13 protein-coding genes are annotated in these 15,855 nt (G+C 72.8%); 9 read left to right on the top strand and 4 right to left on the bottom strand.

Going from position 1 to position 15,855, the window contains the following annotated elements:
- The first annotated feature begins 143 nt into the window (after positions 1-143).
- The 8 genes from GSY65_RS17975 to GSY65_RS17940 all read left to right on the top strand — a co-directional run bounded on the left by GSY65_RS17975 (position 144) and on the right by GSY65_RS17940 (position 10,840).
- Positions 144-1,028: a DUF2797 domain-containing protein gene (locus tag GSY65_RS17975; RefSeq protein WP_159769759.1), complete on the top strand. Its 885-nt coding sequence runs from the start codon at positions 144-146 to the stop codon at positions 1,026-1,028.
- A 166-nt stretch (positions 1,029-1,194) separates the two neighbouring features.
- Entirely contained in the window at positions 1,195-1,560 is a 366-nt protein-coding gene (locus GSY65_RS17970; protein WP_159769756.1) for an antibiotic biosynthesis monooxygenase family protein, read from the top strand.
- A gap of 382 nt (positions 1,561-1,942) precedes the next feature.
- Positions 1,943-2,683, top strand: a complete 741-nt coding sequence (locus GSY65_RS17965) for a response regulator transcription factor (RefSeq protein WP_201452579.1) — start codon at positions 1,943-1,945, stop codon at positions 2,681-2,683.
- On the top strand, positions 2,680-4,380 hold the full coding sequence (locus tag GSY65_RS17960; protein ID WP_159769750.1) for a sensor histidine kinase: 1,701 nt from the start codon (positions 2,680-2,682) through the stop codon (positions 4,378-4,380). Before GSY65_RS17965 ends, GSY65_RS17960 begins: the two co-directional genes overlap by 4 nt.
- 26 nt (positions 4,381-4,406) lie before the next feature.
- Positions 4,407-5,984, top strand: a complete 1,578-nt coding sequence (locus tag GSY65_RS17955) for a bifunctional glycosyltransferase family 2/GtrA family protein (RefSeq protein WP_159769747.1) — start codon at positions 4,407-4,409, stop codon at positions 5,982-5,984.
- Positions 5,981-8,248 carry an ArnT family glycosyltransferase gene (locus tag GSY65_RS17950; protein WP_159769744.1) on the top strand — a complete coding sequence of 756 codons (2,268 nt, stop codon included), beginning with the start codon at positions 5,981-5,983 and terminating at the stop codon, positions 8,246-8,248. Before GSY65_RS17955 ends, GSY65_RS17950 begins: the two co-directional genes overlap by 4 nt.
- Before the next feature lie 152 nt (positions 8,249-8,400).
- On the top strand, positions 8,401-9,897 hold the full coding sequence (locus tag GSY65_RS17945) for an MFS transporter (protein ID WP_159769741.1): 1,497 nt from the start codon (positions 8,401-8,403) through the stop codon (positions 9,895-9,897).
- A gap of 181 nt (positions 9,898-10,078) precedes the next feature.
- Entirely contained in the window at positions 10,079-10,840 is a 762-nt protein-coding gene (locus GSY65_RS17940; protein ID WP_159769738.1) for a TetR/AcrR family transcriptional regulator, read from the top strand.
- Between the two features lie 118 nt (positions 10,841-10,958).
- Here GSY65_RS17940 and GSY65_RS17935 read toward each other — a convergent pair whose 3' ends face one another.
- From GSY65_RS17935 to GSY65_RS17920, 4 genes are all read right to left on the bottom strand, one after another.
- Positions 10,959-11,429, bottom strand: coding sequence for a PPOX class F420-dependent oxidoreductase (locus tag GSY65_RS17935; RefSeq protein WP_159769735.1), 471 nt, complete (start codon positions 11,427-11,429; stop codon positions 10,959-10,961).
- Positions 11,430-11,453: 24 nt separating this feature from the next.
- Entirely contained in the window at positions 11,454-12,284 is an 831-nt protein-coding gene (locus tag GSY65_RS17930; protein WP_159769732.1) for a YceI family protein, read from the bottom strand.
- Positions 12,285-12,352: 68 nt separating this feature from the next.
- Positions 12,353-14,854: an MFS transporter gene (locus GSY65_RS17925; RefSeq protein ID WP_201452578.1), complete on the bottom strand. Its 2,502-nt coding sequence runs from the start codon at positions 14,852-14,854 to the stop codon at positions 12,353-12,355.
- A gap of 55 nt (positions 14,855-14,909) precedes the next feature.
- Positions 14,910-15,359 carry a MarR family winged helix-turn-helix transcriptional regulator gene (locus tag GSY65_RS17920; RefSeq protein ID WP_159769729.1) on the bottom strand — a complete coding sequence of 150 codons (450 nt, stop codon included), beginning with the start codon at positions 15,357-15,359 and terminating at the stop codon, positions 14,910-14,912.
- Between the two features lie 175 nt (positions 15,360-15,534).
- Between GSY65_RS17920 and GSY65_RS17915 the strand changes: the two genes are divergently transcribed.
- Positions 15,535-15,729 (top strand): hypothetical protein, encoded by a 195-nt coding sequence (locus GSY65_RS17915; RefSeq protein ID WP_159769726.1) that lies wholly within the window; start codon positions 15,535-15,537, stop codon positions 15,727-15,729.
- Positions 15,730-15,855: the final 126 nt, after the last annotated feature.

The following is a 15,855-nucleotide window of genomic DNA, read 5'->3' as shown; positions in this document are numbered from 1 at the left end:
GAGGGGCGGGTGGACCCGTTGTCCTCGCGGCCTCGCGGCCTCGCGGCCCGACCGCCCCGCCGCCCGGCGCCCGGCGCCCCGGCGTCCGCACCGTCTCCCCAGGTCAGTCGTGTTGTCAGTGGTGCCCTCTACTCTCGTGAGGGATGGTGCACACGTGGAGATGTACCGGGCTGCGGTGGGGCGGTGCCGAGCCCTGTCTGGTGTGGGAAGGCGGGCGGAGGAGTCCTCTGCCCCGGGGGAAGGCGGTGGCGTTCGAGGTCGTCGACGGGGGTGGGCGGACCTGTGTCGGCGCCCGGGGGCACCCGTGTCCGGTGCGGGCGGGCGTCCCGGGGCGGAGTAGCGGCGCGCGGTGCGAGGAGTGCGCGCGGCTGGACCGGGCACACTCCGTCGCGGCCGACACCTTCGCCGATGACCCGCGGCCGTACCACGTGTACCTCGCGTGGTTCGGGCCCGGCCTGGTGAAGGTCGGGATCACGGTCGTCGAGCGGGGGTCGGCGCGGCTGCTGGAGCAGGGGGCGGTGTGCTTCGCGTGGCTCGGGCGGGGGCCGCTGATGGCCGCGCGGCGGGCCGAGGAGGTGCTGCGGGCCGCGCTGAAGGTGCCGGACCGGATTCCTTACGCCGAGAAGAGGCTCCTACGGTCCGCCCTGCCGGAACGGGCGGAGCGCACGGGGGAGTTGGCGGTGGTTCACGGGCGGGCCCTCGCGCTGCCGGGGTGGCCGGAGTCCCTGGAACCGGTGGCGTTCCAGGCGGTCGATCACTTCGGCGTGTTCGGGCTGGACGGGCTGCCGGCCGCCGACGGGGTGGTGAGTGAGCTGGCCGCGGGCGGTGTGGTGGGCGGGGAGGTGCTCGCCGTCGCCGGGCCCGATCTGCATCTCGCCACCGGGCGGGGAGTCGTCGTCCTGGACACACGGCTCATGACCGGGTGGGAGCTGACCGCTCTCTTGGGTGAGGGCGCGCGTGATGCGGTCACGGTGCCGGTCAGGGAGGTGGCGGAGCGAGGGGGAGGGGTGCAGGACGGTTTGTTCTGAGGCGGGAGAGAGACGACCGGGTGCATGGGTGCATGGGGGCCGGGGGCGAGGAGGGGGACTTCCTCTCGGTGGCGGTCGTCCCGCCCGGGTGAAGACTGCGATCCCTTTCGGATCCCGTGCGGAAAGGCACTGGACGGTGGCCGATGGCCGACGGGACAGTGACGACATGAGCGATCAGCGGACAGCACCTGTCCCCGCCTTCGAACCGCCTTACTACGCCGTGGTGTTCACCTCCACGCGGACCGAGGACCAGAGCGGGTACGGGGAGACGGCCGAGCGGATGGAGGAACTGGTGAAGGGAGTGCCGGGGTACCTCGGCATGGACCACGCACAGACACCCGGCGGCCTCGCCATCACCGTGGGGTACTTCCGGGACGCTGACGCCCTGGAGCGGTGGCGGAGCGACACGGAACACCGGTCGGCCCAGAAGCGCGGGCGCGCCGAGTGGTACCGGAGCTACTCCCTGCACGTCGCCAAGGTCGAACGCAGCCACGGGTTCGTGCGCGAGGAGGAGGGGACACTCCCGACATGAGCGATCCGGCCGGCGGATGGTCCGGCCGGCGGACGGTCCGGCAGCCGCGTGCCCCGGCAGCCGCGTGCCCCGCCGACTGCGTGCCCCGGCGACTGCGCGCCCCGGTGAACGAGCGGCGGGCAAGCATGACCGCGCTTTCATAAGGACGGGGTCAAAGCGGGGGCGCGCGCCCCGTTCCCTGCGCGGCCGGACGCTGTGCCTCCTCGGTGAGGCGCCCAGGAGAACACCGTGCGGTGGCATGGGAAACCCCTGGTCGGCGAGGGGTCCGTCCCGGATGTCGGGGATCTTCCCAGGCATTCCCTGAGAGGCTCCTGTGTGTTTCTCAGAAAAATCACAGGTTCCGGAAAGGGTGTTCTCAGAGGACCCCGACAAGGTGTCCGGCATGACCACGACCTCGCCCCAGGGGCGCACCGAACTGCTGAGGCCGGACGGGAGCCCCGTCCGAGTGCTTGTGGTGGACGACGAGCTGTCGATCACCGAACTGCTGTCCATGGCCCTCCGCTACGAGGGATGGCAGATCCGGAGCGCGGGGGACGGCACCGGTGCCCTCCAGACCGCGCGCGACTTCCGGCCCGACGCCGTCGTCCTGGACATGATGCTCCCCGACATGGACGGGCTGACCGTCCTCGGGCGGCTGCGGCGTGAGCTGCCGGACGTGCCGGTGCTCTTCCTCACCGCGAAGGACGCGGTCGAGGACCGGATCGCCGGGCTGACCGCGGGCGGCGACGACTACGTCACCAAGCCGTTCAGCCTGGAGGAGGTCGTCGCCCGGCTGCGGGGCCTCATCCGGCGTTCCGGCGCCGCCGACCGGCGCTCCGACTCGGTACTCGTCGTCGGCGACCTCATGCTCGACGAGGACAGCCACGAGGTGTCGCGCGGCGGGGACAACATCCACCTCACCGCCACCGAGTTCGAGCTGCTGCGGTTCCTGATGCGCAACCCGCGGCGGGTGCTCAGCAAGGCGCAGATCCTCGACCGCGTGTGGTCGTACGACTTCGGTGGCCAGGCGAACGTGGTCGAGCTGTACATCTCGTACCTGCGGCGCAAGATCGACGCCGGGCGCGAGCCGATGATCCACACCCGGCGAGGAGCCGGTTACCTGATCAAGCCCGCCGCGTCATGAGCGGACGACGACGGACGCGTGCGCAGAGGCGGCCGCAGCCGGAGCCGGGGCGGGGTAAGCGGCAGCCGCGCACTCTGCGGACGCGGCTCGTCGTCTCCGCGGTGGCGCTGATCGCGGTGGTGTGCGCGGTGATCGGCACGGTCACCACGATCGCGCTCGGCCAGCACCTGGACAAGCAGCTGAACGACCAGGTCAAGGAGGTCGGTCAGCGGGCCGCCGGCGGGCCGGTGAGGCCGGGGGGCGACGGCATGGGCGGCGGGCCACCGCCGGACGAGCCGTTCGGGTTCGTCACCAAGGGCGGCACCGAGGCGAACACCGTCGTCGCGGAGGTCAGCGACACCGGCGGCCGGATCACCGCCGCGGTCGTCGCCAAGGTGAAGAACTCCGACAGCGAGGTCTTCGAGGGCATGACCACCGAGTCCCTCGACGACGCGCAGACCGCCGTTCTCAGCAAGGTGCCGAAGACCGGAACCCACGACGTCGACATCCCCGGCCTCGGGGAGTACCGGGTGCGGTACGTCGAGGGGGGCCGGGGCAACTTCTACGTCGCCCTGCCGACCGCCGAGGTCACCGGCACCCTCAACACCCTGATCATCGTGGAGCTCAGCGTCACCGGCGCCGGGCTCGTCGCCGCCGGTATCGCCGGGTCCGCGCTGGTCGGGGTGGCCCTCAGGCCGCTGCGCAAGGTGGCGGCCACCGCCACCCGCGTCTCCGAACTGCCCCTGCACACCGGCGAGGTCACCCTCAACGAACGCGTGCCCGAGTCCGAGACCGACCCGCACACCGAGGTCGGGCAGGTCGGGGCCGCGCTCAACCGGATGCTCGACCACATCCACGGCGCGCTGCACTCGCGGCAGGAGAGCGAGACGCGCGTCCGGCAGTTCGTGGCGGACGCCAGCCACGAGCTGCGGACCCCGCTCGCGTCCATCCGCGGCTACGCCGAACTCACCCGGCGGGGCCGGGAGGAGATCGGGCCCGACACCCGGCACGCGCTCGGCCGCATCGAGTCCGAGTCCGGGCGGATGACGCTGCTCGTCGAGGATCTGCTGCTGCTGGCGCGGCTCGACGCCGGACGGCCGTTGCAGTTCGAGCGGACCGATCTGATCCCGCTGGTCGTCGACACCGTCAGCGACGCACGGGCGGCCGGACGCAGCCACAACTGGCGGCTCGACCTGCCGGACGCGCCGGCGCTGGTGTCGGCGGACGCGGCACGGCTCCAACAGGTCCTCGTCAATCTGCTGGCGAACGCCCGTACGCACACACCGCCCGGGACCACGGTCACCGCGCGCGTGCAGCGGCGCGGGCCGTGGATGTGCGTGGACGTCGAGGACGACGGTCAGGGCATCCCCGAGGAGTTGCTGCCGCACGTCTTCGAACGGTTCGCGCGCGGGGACTCCTCGCGGTCCAGGGCGTCCGGCTCGACCGGGCTCGGGCTCGCCATCGTGCAGGCCGTGGCCGACGCGCACGGCGGTGCCGTGACCGTCGACAGCGTGCCCGGCAGGACCGTGTTCACCGTGCACCTGCCCGTCCTCGGCGGGCCCGCGCCCCTGCTCGACGACGCCGCGAACTGGCAGCTCGACGACCTGGACCACGACGCCGACCCGGACGCCGGAGACGACGCCGGCCAGGACTTCGCCGACGCCGCCCACCGGCACCCGGACTCACAGGCACAGCACAGCGTCAGCACACGGGCGTAACAGAGCGGGTCGCGAATGTACGTGTCATGCGAACCGACTCTTCTCCCGGCACCCTGCCGGCGCGGGAGCACCTCCCGGCCGGAGACGCCGGTACGCCTGTCCTGGACGTAGTGATCCCCGTCTACAACGAGGAGAAGGACCTCCAGCCGTGCGTCCGCAGACTGCACGAGCACCTCGCGCGGACCTTCCCGTACGCGTTCCGCATCACGATCGCGGACAACGCGTCCACGGACACCACCCCCCAGGTGGCCGCGCGGCTGGAGGCGGAGCTGGCCCAGGTCAGGTCGTTCCGGCTGGAGCAGAAGGGGCGCGGGCGGGCCCTGCGGACCGTCTGGTCCGCCTCCGACGCCCCGGTCCTCGCCTACATGGACGTGGACCTGTCGACCGACCTGAACGCCCTGCTGCCGCTGGTGGCCCCGCTGATCTCCGGACACTCGGACCTCGCGATCGGCTCCCGGCTCGCCCGTTCCTCGCGGGTGGTGCGCGGCCCCAAGCGGGAGTTCATCAGCCGCGCGTACAACCTGATCCTGCGCGGCTCGCTCCAGGCCCGCTTCTCGGACGCGCAGTGCGGGTTCAAGGCGATACGGCGGGACGTCGCGCAGGTGCTGCTGCCGCTCGTCGAGGACACCGGATGGTTCTTCGACACCGAGATGCTGGTGCTCGCCGAGCGCGCCGGACTGCGGATCCACGAGGTGCCGGTCGACTGGGTCGACGATCCCGACTCGACCGTCCACATCGTCAGGACGGCCACCGACGACCTCAAGGGCGTGTGGCGGGTCGGCAAGGCCCTCGCCACCGGGTCGATCGCCCTGGACCGGCTTGCCCGCCCCTTCGGGGACGACCCCCGCGACCGCGACATCGAGGACCTGCCGCGCGGCCTCGCCCGCCAACTCCTCGGCTTCTGCGTCGTCGGCGGCCTCTCCACCCTCTTCTACCTGCTTCTCTACAGCGGCTTCCGCACGGTCGCCGGCTCGCAGACCGCCAACGCGCTCGCCCTGCTCGTCTCGGCCGTCGCCAACACGGCGGCCAACCGGCGCCTCACCTTCGGCGTCCGCGGCCGGGCCGGAGTCGTCCGGCACCAGGCGCAGGGCCTGGTGGTGTTCGGTATCGGCCTCGCCCTCACCAGCGGCTCCCTCGCCGCCCTGAACGCGGCGACCAGCGACCCCGCGCACTCCACGGAACTGGCCGTCCTCGTCGCCGCGAACCTCGCGGCGACGGTGCTGCGGTTCCTGCTCTTCCGGGCCTGGGTCTTCCCCGACCGGCGTGACGGCGGCACACCGGCCGCCCCGTCCGCCCACGGCGGAGCCCCCACGGCCGGGTACGCGGGCACGGCCGCGGTCCGACCGGGGCGGCCCGGCCCGTACGGCCACCAGGACCGCTTCCAGCCGGCGGCCCACCGCCCGACCGCGGCGCACCCTCCGACCACGGCTCACACCGCGCCGCGCGCCGAGTACGCGGCGGCGCCGACAGCTCCGTACGGGACCGGCCCGTACCCCACGACCCCGGTCCGCGCCGGTGACGCCGCGGACCGCACCTGGGGCGACGCGACCATGCGGATGCGGCCGGTGCGCCCGCACGACCAGGATTCGAGGAACACACGATGACCACGCACTTCGACACGGCGCACCAGGGGGGCACGAGCCCCGCCGACCCCGGCTGGGGGCCGCCCACGACGAGAACAGCCGTCCAGGAGGCGGCCGCCGCGGACAGCGCCGGGGCGCCCACGGAACCCGGCTCGGGTGAGCCCCGCCAGCCCCTCCGCCGGCGGATGTGGCGGGGGCGCCCGGAGGACAACCGCTGGGTGCGCCCCGGCTTCCTCCTCGCCCTGCTCCTGATCGGCGGCCTCTACACCTGGAACCTCACGGCCTCCGGGTACGCCAACTCCTTCTACTCGGCGGCCGTGCAGGCGGGCAGCCAGTCCTGGAAGGCCCTGTTCTTCGGGTCGCTGGACTCGGCCAACGCCATCACCGTCGACAAGCCCCCGGCGTCGCTGTGGCCGATGGCCCTGTCGGTGCGGCTCCTCGGCCTGAACTCCTTCGCGATCCTGTTCCCGCAGGTGCTGATGGCCGTCGCCACCGCCGGTGTGCTGTGGGCGGCCGTACGCCGCCGCTTCGGCGCGACGGCCGGGTTCCTCACCCTGGCGGTGTTCGCGCTCACGCCCGTCGCCGCGCTGATGTTCCGCTTCAACAACCCGGACGCGGCCCTCGCGCTGCTGATGGCCACCGCGGTGTACTGCACCCTCCGCGCGATGGAGAAGGCGCAGACGAAGTGGCTGGTCTGGGCGGGCACCGCCATCGGCCTCGCCTTCCTGGTGAAGACCCTCCAGGCGTTCCTGATCCTGCCGGTGCTCGCGCTCGTGTACGTCGCGTTCGCCCCCGGCACCTGGAAGAAGCGCGTCGGGCAGGTGCTGCTCGCCGGGCTCGCGATGGTCGTCTCCGGCGGCTGGTGGGTCGCGATCGTCGAGCTGTGGCCGGCTTCGTCCCGCCCGTACATCGGCGGCTCGCAGAACAACTCCTTCCTGGAGCTGACCTTCGGCTACAACGGCCTCGGCCGCATCAACGGCGAGGAGACCGGCAGCGTCGGCGGCGGGGGCGGCGGCAACGGTGGCGGCAACTGGGGCGAGACCGGCTGGGACCGGATGTTCAGCTCCACCATCGGCGGCCAGATCTCCTGGCTGATCCCCGCCGCGCTGATCCTGCTCGGCGCCGCGATCTGGGCGGCCCGCAAGCTGCGGCGCACCGACGGCACCCGCGCCGCGTTCCTCCTCTGGGGCGGCTCGCTGCTCATCACCATGGTGGTGTTCAGCTTCATGCAGGGCATCTTCCACGAGTACTACACGGTGGCCCTCGCCCCCTACGTGGCCCCGCTGATCGGCATGGGCGCGGCCCTGCTGTGGGAGCGGCGCGCCGAGGTGTGGGCGTCGCTCACCCTGGCCGCCGCGATGACGGCCACCGCGGTCTGGGGATACGTCCTGCTCACCCGCTCCTCCGACTACCTCCCCTGGCTGAAGTGGGTCGTGCTGGTCGGCGGTCTGGTCGCCGCGCTCGGTCTGGTCTTCGTGGCCAGGCTGGGGCGCCGGCTGGCCCTCGCGGTCGTGGGCCTGGGCCTCGTCACCGCGCTGGCCGGTCCGACGGCGTACACCCTGACCACGCTCGGCGAGGGCCACACCGGTTCGATCGTCACGGCCGGACCGTCCGTCCAGGGCGGCCGGGGCGGCGGCCCCGGTGGTGGCATGGGCGGGGGCCCCGGCGGAGGGATGCCGGGCCAGCAGGGCCAGAACAACCAGCAGGGCGGCCAGAACGGCACCGGTCAGAACGGGAACGGCCCGATGGGCCAGCCCCCGACCGGCGGCTTCGGCGGCCAGAACGGCCAGAACGGCCAGCAGGGCCAGCAGGGCCAGAACGGCAACGGGTCCACGCAGACGCAGCCGCAGGGCCAGGGCAACGGCCAGACCCAGAACGGTGACGGCGGCCGGACGGGCGGCGGCGGTGGCGGCATGGGCGGCCTGCTCAACGGCGCGAGCGTCAGCGACGAGGTCAAGGAACTGCTGGAGAAGAACGCCGGAGACTACACCTGGGCGGCCGCCGCGATCGGCGCCCAGAACGCGGCCAGCTACCAGCTCTCCACGGGCGAACCCGTCATGGCCATCGGCGGCTTCAACGGCACCGACCCGTCCCCCACGCTGGCGGAGTTCAAGAAGTACGTGGCGGAAGGGAAGATCCACTACTTCATCTCCAGCGGCTCCGGCGGCGGCATGGGCGGCGGGAGCAACGGCACCTCCGCGCAGATCAGTTCCTGGGTCCAGGAGAACTTCGAGACGGTGACCGTCGACGGCGCGACGTTCTACGACCTGACGCAGGCGAAGTAGCGCCGGAGAGGGAGACACCGGAGGAGAAGACGCCGGAGTGCGCGGCGGGCGGTGGCCCGGGGTGAGGACGTAACCCCGGGCCACCGCTCTGCCGTGCACCGCCGGAAACCGCTCGTTGTACGGCGTACAAGAACTGTTCTACGGTGTAGAACATGTCGACCCGCACCCTCCCGGCGCTCCCCTCCGTCCAAGAACATCCCCAGCGCTGGCTGATCCTCGGCGTCATCTGTCTCGCGCAGCTCACCGTGCTGCTGGACAACACCGTGCTGAACGTCGCGATCCCCTCGCTCACCGAGGAGTTGGGCGCGGCCACGTCCGACATCCAGTGGATGATCAACGCGTACTCGCTCGTGCAGTCGGGCCTGCTGCTCACCGCCGGCAGCGCGGCCGACCGCTACGGCCGGAAGAAGATGCTGCTCGCGGGGCTGGCGCTGTTCGGCATCGGCTCGCTGGCGGCCGGACTCGCCCAGTCGACGCAGCAGTTGATCGCGGCGCGGGCCGGAATGGGCGTCGGCGGGGCGCTCCTGGTCACCACGACCCTCGCCGTCGCCATGCAGATCTTCCCGCCCGATGAGCAGCCGAAGGCGATCGGTGTCTGGAGCGCGGTCAACGCGCTCGGGTTCGCGACCGGACCGCTCCTCGGCGGCTTCCTGCTGGGCCACTTCTGGTGGGGCGCGATCTTCCTGGTCAACCTGCCGGTCGTCGCGCTGGGGCTGGTGGCCGTCGTCGCCCTCGTCCCCGAGTCGAAGAACCCCCGCGGTGACCGGCCCGACCTGCCGGGCGCGCTGCTGTCGACGGTCGGGATGACCTCGCTCGTCTACGCGATCATCTCGGGCCCCGAGCACGGCTGGACCTCCGGGCGGGTCCTGGCCGCGGCCGCCGTCGCCGTCGTCGCGCTCGCGGCCTTCGCCTCCTGGGAGAGCCGGATCCCGTACCCGATGCTCGACCTGCACTTCTTCCGCGACCGCCGGTTCACGGGGGCCGTGGCCGGGGCGGTCCTCATCACGTTCGGGATGGGCGGGGCGCTGTTCCTTCTCACCCAGCACCTGCAGTTCGTCCTCGGGTACGGCGCGCTGGAGGCCGGACTCAGGACCGCGCCCCTCGCCCTCGTCGTCGTCGCGCTCAACTTCTCGGGGCTGTCGGCCCGGTGGACGGCCCGGCTCGGTGTCCCGGTGTCGATCGCGCTGGGCATGGTGCTGATGTCGGGCGGTCTGGTCTCCGTCGCGACCGGCCCCCGCGGGTACGGGGCGACGCTCGCCGGGCTGGTGCTGATCGGGGCCGGGGCGGCGATCGCGAACCCGGCCATGGCCCACGCGATCATGAGCGCGATCCCGCCGGCCAAGGCGGGGGTGGGAGCCGGGGTCAACGGCACGCTCGCGGAGTTCGGCACGGGGCTGGGGGTCGCCGTGCTGGGGGCGGTGCTCAACTCCCGGTTCGCGGCGCTGATCCCGGTGGCGGCGGCGTCACTGCCCGCGGCGCTGGGGGCGGCGGGATCGGGGGAGGAGCAGCGGCAGATCGTGGCGGCCTTCTCCTCCGGGCTGCGGACGAGCCTGCTGGTGGGGGCGGTGGCCGTGCTGCTCGGGGGGTTGCTGGCGGCAGGGCTGCTGCGCAGGGCGGAGAAGGGGGCGGGAGCGGTGCGGGGGGCCTGAGGGCCCGGGGAGCGGGTCGGGGGCGGCCGGGCGCGCGGGCGCGGGTTCGCGGGTGGCCGGGAGAGCGGGCGCGGGCCGAGGTCGGGCGGGTGGCTCCCCGCGCCGCTGAAGGCGCTCGCCTCGCTCGCCCCTAGCATCGTCACCAAGAACGAACCGTGGTCGTCGTGTCGGGAAGGTGCTCATGGTGAAGGTTGCCGGTCGGACCGGAGGCCGTGCTCGGGCCAGCGTGTGGCTGGAGGGCGAGGCACGGGCGCGGCGGGGCGGCCAGCCGTCGGGGCTGGACCGGGAGCGGATCACCGAGACGGCCGTACGGCTGCTGGACGCGGAGGGACTGGCCAGGTTCTCCATGCGGCGCCTGGCCGCCGAGCTGAACGTGACGGCCATGTCCGTGTACTGGTACGTCGAGACCAAGGACGACCTGCTGGAGCTGGCCCTCGACCGTGCCTTCGGCGGGATGCGGCTCCCGGCGGCGGACTCCGACGAGGACTGGCGGGACCAGCTCCGTACACTGGCGGGGCAGTACCGGGCGCTGCTGGTCCGGCACCCCTGGGTGTCGCCGCTCGCCGGTACCTTCCTCAACATCGGCCCGCACGCGATGGGCTTCTCCCGTGCCGTGCAGGGCGTGATCCGGCGGACGGGGCTGCCGGCGCACGGCCAGGCCGGGGCGATCGCGGCGGTCTTCCAGTTCGTGTACGGGTTCGGCACCATCGAGGGCCACTACATCCAGCGCTGTGCGAGTGCCGGCCTGACCCAGGAGGAGTACTTCCGGCACGCCATGACCGCCGTGACCGTCAGCCCCGAACTCCACGACGTGGTCCGGCACTCCGCGGACCTCATGGAGGCCCGCGGCGGCGACACCGTGGAGGAGATGCGGGAACGGGACTTCGCCTACGCGCTGGAGACGCTCATCGCCGGCATCGAGGCCATGGTCGAACGCGGCTGACCAGGACGGGAGCCCCGGGCCTTCGGGCTCCCCCGAACCCCGAGCCCCGAGCCCCGAGCCCCGAGCCCCGAGTCCCGGGTCCCGAGTCCCGAGCCCCGGCCTCTCCCCCCGGGGGTCCTCAGCCCTCCTCGGCCAGCCGAGCCGGGAAGCCGCCCGTCGCGACCGGGCCCCAGCGCTCCGGGGTGACGCGGATGATCGACTTGCCCTGCGCGACCATGGCCTCGCGGTACTCGTCCCAGTTCGGGTGCTCGCCCGCGATGTTGCGGAAGTACTCCACCAGCGGCTCCACCGACTCCGGGGAGTCGATGACCTCGGCGGTCCCGTCGATCTGCACCCAGGGGCCGTCCCAGTCGTCGCTGAGGACGACGACGCTGACCCGCTCGTCCCGCTTGGCGTTGCGGGTCTTGGCGCGCTCGGGGTACGTGGAGATGACGATGCGGCCCGAGTCGTCGACGCCGCAGGTCAGCGGCGAGGCCTGCGGCCCGCCGTCGGCCCGCCGGGTCAGCAGCAGCGCCCGGTGCCGGGGGCGTACGAAGTCGAGGAGCTCGTCGAGGGAGACCTTGGTGTTGGTCGCGATGTTCCGTGCCATGCGCACAGCGTAGGGCCGCTCCGGCTACCGGCCGCCGGGCAGGCTCTCCCCTTGCACCGCCTGGACGTCCAGTTCCACCTTCAGGGTCGTGCCGATGGCCGCGACGCCCGCCTGCAGGACCTGGTTGTAGCGCATCGCGAAGTCCTCGCGGCGCAGTTCCGTCGTCGCCCGGAACGCGGCGCGGGTGCCGCCCCACGGGTCGGGGCCGGTGCCGAGGTACGCGAGGTCGAGGTCGACCGGACGGACGACGCCGTGCAGGGTCAGCTCGCCGTGCACCGTCCAGCGGTCCGGGGCGACGGGGGTGAGGCCCGTCGACACATAGGTGATCTCCGGGTGGCGGTCCACGTCCAGGAAGTCCGGGGAGCGCAGGTGGTCGTCGCGCATGCGGTTGCCCGTGTCGATCGAGGCGGCCCGGATCACCGCCGTCACACGGGACTTGGTGCCCTCGTCCGGGGTCGGGGCGATGTCGATCGAGCCGGAGAAGTCGGTGAACCGCCCGCGGACGCTGGAGATGCCCAGGTGCTGGACGACCGCCGCGACGGACGAGTGGGCCGGGTCGACGGTCCAGGGGCCGGGCGGCGGGAGTTCGGTGCCGCCGAGCCGGGCGAGGGTGACCGTGCCGACCTCCGCCCGGCCGCTCGCGGTGACCAGGGCGCTCGACGCGACCGGCCCGTAGCCGACGGCCGTGACGATCACCGTGTACGCGCCGGGCGCGAGCGCCGTGGGCTCGTGGACCACTCCCTCCGCGTCGGCCTCGGCCCGCAGCACCTGCGTACCGGCCATGTCGGTCACCGTGACGACCGCGTGCGACACGGCCCAGCCGTCCCTCGTGCGGATCCTCGCGGTCAGTCCCATGTGCGCGTCACTCCTCGGGTACGACCGGTCGGCGGGGCGGAGGCACCGCCCCGCCGACCGGGTGTGAACTACTCGCCGGGGTGGGCGAGTTCGATGTCGTGGCCGTCGGCTCCGGTGCCGGAGACCGTCAGGGCCGTGGCCACGGGCGGGTACCCGGTGGCGATGAGCGTGTAGTCGCCGCCGTCCAGGTCGGCGAAGGCGTACGCCCCGTCCGGGCCGGTGGTGGCGGTGGCGACGACGTTGCCCGCCGCGTCGACGAGCGTCACGCGGGCGTCGGCCAGCGGTCCGCCCGGCGCCCGGACGACGCCCCGCAGCCGGGCCCCGGGCTCCAGGTCGATCTCGACGCGGGTGACGCCGGTGCCGCCGACCTCGACGGGCAGGGCGCGCGGGCGGAACCCGGCGGCGTTCACCGCGACGGTGACGGGACCGGGCACCAGCTCCCCGAAGCCGAACTCGCCCTGCTCACCGGTGGTTCCGGTGGCCAGCACGTCCCCGCGCACATCGGTCACCACGACCATCGCGTCCGGCACGGGCACCGCTGCCCCGGCGGCCCGCACGACACCGCTCAGCCCGCTCGTGCCGCTCAGCAGGACGTCGTACGCGACCGGCTCGCCGTGGACGACGATCGTGGACGCCTGCGGCTGGAACCCGTCGGCGGCGGCGATCAGCACGTACGACCCGGCGCCGGGCGCGTCCACCGCGTAGACCCCGTCGGCCCCCGCGACCGAACGGCCGAGCTGCCGGCCCCCGAGCGAGATCAGTGTGACCGCGGCCCCCGGCACGGGAGCCTCCTCGGCCCCGCGCACCCGGCCCCGCACGGGCACCTGGCCGCCCTCCGAGGCCGGGGCGGCGGCCGGAGCGGTTGCCGGGACGGTCGTCACCCCGGCCGAGGCAGCCTCGGCGGCACCCGCACCCGCACCCGCGGCGGTCACGGCCGCGGCCGGCGAGGGTGCCGTACCGGCGGTCTCCTGCTCCGCCGCCTGGGCGAGCGCCCCGTGGGTCCGCAGCGGGACCTCCTTGATGAAGACGGAGAAGACGAGCGCGAGGACGGCGAAGGGAGCGGCGTACAGGAAGACGTCGCCGATGCCGTGGCCGTAGGAGCTCTCGATGACCGTGCGGATCGGCGCGGGCAGCGCGTCCAGGTCGGGGATCTCGCCGTGGCCCATGGAGGAGCCCGACACCCCCAGCTTGGCGAGGCCCTCCTCCGCGTAGTGGGTGATCCGGTGGCTGAGGACCGCGCCCAGCGCCGAGACGCCGATCGCGCCGCCGAGGGAGCGGAAGAACGTGACGACGGAGCTGGCGGCACCCAGGTCGCCCGGCGCCACCTGGTTCTGCGTGCACAGCACCAGGTTCTGCATCATCATGCCGACGCCGAGACCGAGCAGCGCCATGAAGACCGCCACGTGCCAGTACGGGGTGTCGTACCGCAGCGTGCCCAGCAGACCGAGGCCGGCGGTCACCAGCACACCGCCGGCGAGCAGCCATGCCTTCCAGCGCCCGGTGCGGGTGATGACCTGGCCGGAGACGGTCGACGAGACGAACAGGCCGGCGATCATCGGGATGGTCAGGACGCCGGACATGGTCGGCGACTTGTCGCGGGCCAGCTGGAAGTACTGGCTGAAGAAGATGGTGCCCGCGAACATCGCGACACCGACGAAGAGCGAGGCCAGAGAGGCCAGGGCGATCGTCCGGTTGCGGAACAGCCGCAGCGGGATGATCGGCTCGCTCGCCCTCGCCTCGACGAGGACGAACAGCGCGAGCAGCGCCAGCGTGCCGCCGACCATCGCGTACGTCTGCCAGGACACCCAGTCGTACTTGTCACCGGCGAAGGTCACCCAGATCAGCAGCAGGCAGACCGCGGCGGTGATCAGGAAGGCGCCCGTCCAGTCGACCTTGACCTTGCGCCGGACGACGGGCAGGTGGAGGGTCCGCTGGAGCACGATCAGGGCGATCACCGCGAAGGGGACGCCGACGTAGAAGCACCAGCGCCAGCCGAGCCAGTCGGTGTCGGTGATGACACCGCCGACCAGCGGGCCGCCGACCATGGCGGTCGCGAAGGTGGCGCCGAGGTAGCCGTTGTACCGGCCGCGCTCCCGGGGGGAGATCATCGCGGCGAGGATGATCTGCGCCAGCGACGACAGTCCGCCCATGCCGACGCCCTGCACCGCGCGGAACCCGATGAGCATCCCGGCGTTCTGGGACAGTCCGGCCGCGGCCGAGCCGAGCACGAAGACGACGAGCGCCAGCTGGATCAGCAGCTTCTTGGAGAACAGGTCGGCGAGCTTGCCCCACAGCGGGGTGGACGCGGTCATCGCCAGCAGCGACGCGGTCACCACCCAGGTGTACGCGCTCTGGCCGCCGCCCAGGTCCTTGATGATGTCGGGCAGGGCGTTCGAGACGATCGTCGACGACAGGATCGCCACGAACATGCCGAGCAGCAGTCCGGTCAGCGCTTCCATGATCTGCCGGTGCGTCATCGGAGCGCCGTCGCCGCCGTGCGCGGCCCCCTTGGCGGGGCCGTGGCCGTGCTTGGCGTGAGCCCGCACACCGGCTGGTGTGGTCGTTGCCATGGGCTTCCTTCTCTTACGTGGTCTTCGCGGGTGTACGGGTTGTGGTGGGTGTCTTTCAGGGGGCCGGACGGGAGGCGGCGGCCGTGTCGAAGCTGTGGCGCAGCCGGCCGAGGAGCCGGACCAGCTCGCCGACCTCGTCGTCGGACCAGTCGCTCAGCCGATGCGCCATCACCCCGCTGGTGCGCCGGTGGAGTTCGGCGACCAGGGCGCGGCCCTCGGGGGTCAGGCGCAGGATGCGCGAGCGTCTGTCCGCCGGGTCGGGGAGCCGTTCGATCCAGCCCCGCTCGGCGACGTGCGCGACATGGCGGCTGGTCACCGACATGTCCACCGAGAGCAGCTCGGCGAGCCTGCTCATCCGCATCTCGCCGTTCCGGTCGAGCAGCATGAGGACTCCCGCCGATCCGCCGGGGCAGTCGTACGGCAGCATCCGTGCGATCTCCCGCTTCACGACCCCGATGGCGCTGAGCTGACGGGCCAGCTCCTCGTACTGCGCTCGCTCGGCCATGGGAGCCCCTCCCCTGTTTGTTGCTTAGGGCAACCATAGAACTGGATGGTTGCCGCAGGCAAACGAATCCGGGGGTTCGCGGCCCAAGTCTTGGTAAAGGAGGACGGTGGGGCGGGGCCCGCTCCGCCGTACCCCACTTGGGTGCCGCCTCGCCGATTCGCTAAGGTCTCGGGCCATGGCTGACAACCAGGGCCCCCAGGGCAACTACGACCCCGCCGGGAGCACGCAGATGTTCCGCGCGTTCGTTGACGAGACCCCGCGGGGTGGCCGTGCGGAGGTGGCCCCCTCGGGGCCCCGCGTCGGTCTGATCGTCGGGATCGTCGCGGCGGTGGCGGTGGTCGCGGCGGTGGTGTGGCTGGCGCTCGGCTAGGGCGTGTTTCGAAAGTGGCGTCGTCTGCCCGAAGGGCAGGCCCGGCGGCGTCCGGTGCGTGCGATCGCACGGCGGAGGGTCGCCCCGATACCGGTGGTATCGGGGCGACCCGGACAACGCGGCGAG

This window comes from Streptomyces sp. HM190 (assembly GCF_009857135.1).
GTDB classification, from domain to species: Bacteria; Actinomycetota; Actinomycetes; order Streptomycetales; family Streptomycetaceae; genus Streptomyces; species Streptomyces heilongjiangensis.
This window is presented reverse-complemented; position numbering and strand designations above follow the sequence as displayed.